At 70.5% G+C, this 3,754-nt stretch carries 2 protein-coding genes; both read left to right on the top strand.

The window, feature by feature from the left end:
• The first annotated feature begins 139 nt into the window (after positions 1-139).
• Entirely contained in the window at positions 140-2,005 is a 1,866-nt protein-coding gene (locus C5F48_RS22400) for a peptidyl-prolyl cis-trans isomerase (protein WP_107665947.1), read from the top strand.
• Between the two features lie 9 nt (positions 2,006-2,014).
• Positions 2,015-3,523 carry an anthranilate synthase component I gene (gene trpE / locus C5F48_RS22395; protein ID WP_107665946.1) on the top strand — a complete coding sequence of 503 codons (1,509 nt, stop codon included), beginning with the start codon at positions 2,015-2,017 and terminating at the stop codon, positions 3,521-3,523.
• Positions 3,524-3,754 lie beyond the last annotated feature (231 nt).

Here is a 3,754-nt window from a genome sequence, read left to right as displayed (position 1 = left end):
CTTGAGGCCAAAGGCGATGGGTCGGGGCAGACAGCCCCTCCCCCGGCGGCCGGCCAAGGGCCGCGCCCCAGCCATCTTGCCCCGAGCCCCCCTTCCGCATAGACAGTCGCAACACATCCGCATCCCGGCAGGACGACCCATGGCAAGATTGACGACGATCGAACACCACAAGCCCAAGAAGAAGGGCCAGCAGGTGGTGGTCTGGACTCTGGTCGCCATGCTGGTGGTCGGGCTGGGCGGCTTCGGCGTGACCAATTTCGGCGGCGGGTTGCAATCCATCGGCCGGGTCGGCGACCGCGAGATCGAGGTGAACGATTACGCCCGGGCGCTGCAGCAGGAGCTGGCGGCCTTCGGGGCGCAGATCGGCCAGACGGTGACGCTGCAGCAGGCGCAGGCGCTGGGGCTCGACGCCCAGGTGCGCCAGCGCCTGGTGGCCGAGGCGGCGCTCGACAACGAGACGGCGCGGGTCGGGCTGTCGGTCGGCGACGCGCGGGTGGCCGAGGAGATCACCGCCAACAGCGCCTTCCAGGGCACCGCCGGCCAGTTCGACCGCGAGACCTACCGCCTGACGCTGCAGCAGAACAACCTGACGGAAAACGCCTTCGAGCAGGGCCTGCGCGACAACCTCGCCCGGTCGCTTCTGCAGGGCGCGGTCGCCGGCGGCTTCGTCTCGCCGGCCCCGCTGGTCGACACGCTGCACGCCTATATCGCCGAGCGCCGCGGCTTCTCGCTCTTGCGCCTGACCGAGGCCGACCTGCCGGCGCCCTTGCCCGCGCCGACGGAGGCCGAGCTGACCGCCTGGTACGAGGCCAATCCCGCGGCCTTCACCGCCCCCGAGGCCAAGCGCATCACCTATGCGGCGCTGCTGCCCGAGGATCTGGTCGCCAGCCTGCCGGTGGACGAGGAGGCGCTTCGCGCGCTCTACGACAGCCGGATCAATGATTTCGTCCAGCCCGAGCGCCGGCTGGTCGAGCGGCTGGTCTTCCCCGACGAGGCCGCCGCCGCCGAGGCCAAGTCCCGGATCGACGCCGGCACGCCCTTCGAGGAGATCGTGGCCGAGCGCGGCCTCGCCCTGACCGACATCGACATCGGCGACGTGGCGCAACCCGCTCTCGGCGCCGCCGGCGAGGCGGTCTTCGGCCTGACCGAGCCCGGCGTGGTCGGCCCGCTGCCCTCCGACCTCGGGCCGGCGCTGTTCCGGATGAACGGCATCGTCGCGGCGCAGGAGGTGCCCTTCGAGGAGGCCCGCGCCGATCTGCTGTCCGAATTCCAGATGGACGCGGCCCGCCGCGCCATCGCCGACCGGGTCGAGGAGATCGACGACCTCTTGGCCAGCGGCGCCACGCTGGAAGAGCTGCAGGCCGACGCCGGCATGACGCTCGGCGCCGTCGACTATGTCGAGGGCGTCGACGACCGACTGGCCGGCTACCCCGCCTTCCGCGAGGCCGCCGCCGCGCTGCAGGAGGGCGACTTCCCCGAGGCGGTGACGCTGGATGACGGCGGTCTGGTGGCGCTGCGGCTCGACGCGGTGGTGCCGCCGACGCTGCGGCCCTATGCCGATGTGGCGGAGGAGGTCGAGGACGCGGTCCGCGCCGACGCGCTGGCCAAGGCCCTGGCCGCCCGCGCCGCCGAGGTGGTGACCGCGGTCGAGGAAGGCGCAGCACTCGACAGCTTCGGCCCGGTCGAGACCACGCCGCAGATCGCCCGCGACGGTTTCGTCGAGAACGTGCCGGAAAGCCTGGTGCCGACCGTCTTTGGCATGGAGGAGTCGGCGGTGCAGACCGTCCAGGGCCCCGGCTTCACCGGCGTGGTGCAGCTGACCGAGATCATCGCCGCCCCCGCCGAGGGCGAGGCCGCGACGGCGCTGAAGGGCGCGATCTCGGCCCAGGTCGATCAGGCGCTGGCGCAGGACGCGCTGCAGCTCTTCACCAATGCTTTGACGGCCGAAGCCGGCATCCGGCTCGACGACGCCGCGATCGCCGCCGTCCATGCCCAGTTCCGTTAAGGTGACCCCGTGCCGTTGATCCCCACATTCGAGGCTTTCGAACAGGGCTGGACTGCCGGCCGCAACCAGCTGGTCTATGCCCGGCTCGCCGCCGATCTCGACACGCCGGTATCCCTGATGCTGAAACTGGCCGAGGCGCGCTCGGACACCTTCATGCTGGAATCGGTGACCGGCGGCGAGGTGCGGGGCCGCTATTCGGTGGTGGGGATGAAGCCCGACCTGATCTGGCGCTGCCATGGCGATCAGGCCTCGATCAACCGCGAGGCCCGCTTCGATCCCGCCGCCTTCCAGCCGCAGGACGAGGCCCCTCTCGAGGCGCTGCGCGCGCTGATCGCCGAAAGCCGGATCGACATGCCCGCCGACCTGCCCGCCATCGCCGCGGGTCTCTTCGGCTATCTCGGCTATGACATGATCCGTCTGGTCGAACATCTGCCCAACGTGAACCCCGACCCGCTCGGCCTGCCCGATGCGGTGCTGATGCGACCCTCGGTGGTGGCGGTGCTCGACGGGGTGAAGGGCGAGGTGACGGTCGTCGCCCCGGCCTGGGTCGCCTCGGGGCTTTCGGCGCGCGCGGCCTATGCGCAGGCCGCCGAACGGGTGATGGACGCGCTGCGCGATCTCGACCGCGCGCCGCCGGCGCAGCGCGACTTCGGCGAGACGATGCCTGTGGGTGAGATGCGCTCGAACTTCACCCACGAGGGCTACAAGGCCGCCGTGGAGGCCGCCAAGGATTACATCCGCGCCGGCGACATCTTCCAGGTCGTGCCCTCGCAGCGCTGGAGCCAGAGCTTCACCCAGCCGCCCTTCGCGCTCTACCGCAGCCTGCGCCGCACCAACCCCTCGCCCTTCCTGTTCTTCTTCAACTTCGGCGGCTTCCAGGTGGTCGGGGCCAGCCCCGAAATCCTCGTGCGGCTGCGCGACGGCGAGGTGACCGTGCGCCCGATCGCCGGCACCCGCAAGCGCGGCGCCACGCCCGAGGAGGACCGCGCGCTGGAAGCGGACCTCCTGAGCGACCAGAAGGAGCTGGCCGAGCATCTGATGCTGCTCGACCTCGGCCGCAACGACGTGGGCCGGGTTGCCAAGGTCGGCACCGTGCGCCCGACCGAGAAGTTCATCATCGAGCGCTACTCCCACGTCATGCATATCGTCTCCAACGTGGTGGGCGAGATCGCCGAGGGCGAGGATGCGCTCTCGGCGCTGCTGGCCGGCCTGCCCGCAGGCACCGTCTCGGGCGCGCCGAAGGTCAGGGCGATGGAGATCATCGACGAGCTGGAGCCGGAAAAGCGCGGCGTCTACGGCGGCGGCGTCGGCTATTTCGCGGCCAATGGCGAGATGGATTTCTGCATCGCCCTGCGCACCGCGGTGCTGAAGGACGAGACGCTCTACATCCAGTCCGGCGGCGGCGTGGTCTATGACAGCGACCCGGAGTCGGAATATCAGGAAACGGTCAACAAGGCCCTCGCCCTCCGCCGCGCCGCCGAAAACGCCGGCCTCTTCGCCCGCCGCGGCAACGGGTGAACCGGGAGGGTGGGGTGGAACCCCACCCTACGAGGAAGGCGGGAACTCCGTCACCTGCACACCGCCCGTAGGGTGGGGTTTCACCCCACCCTTTCGCTTCCGCTCGGCCTCTGTTTACGCTAGGCCAGTTGATGGCGTGCAAGGTGGGGGGTCGAACCCCACCCTACGACGGTGGCGCGAAGTCCGTCATGTGTGACCGGCCCGTAGGGTGGGAGTTTCACCCCACCCCCT

The sequence above is a fragment of the Cereibacter changlensis JA139 genome (assembly GCF_003034985.1).
Classification (GTDB): Bacteria; Pseudomonadota; Alphaproteobacteria; order Rhodobacterales; family Rhodobacteraceae; genus Cereibacter; species Cereibacter changlensis.
This window is presented reverse-complemented; position numbering and strand designations above follow the sequence as displayed.

Coding starts and splice junctions, on each gene's coding strand:
- C5F48_RS22400 (WP_107665947.1), top strand. CDS start 140: ATGGCAAGATTGACGACGATCGAACACCACAAGCCCAAGAAGAAGGGC.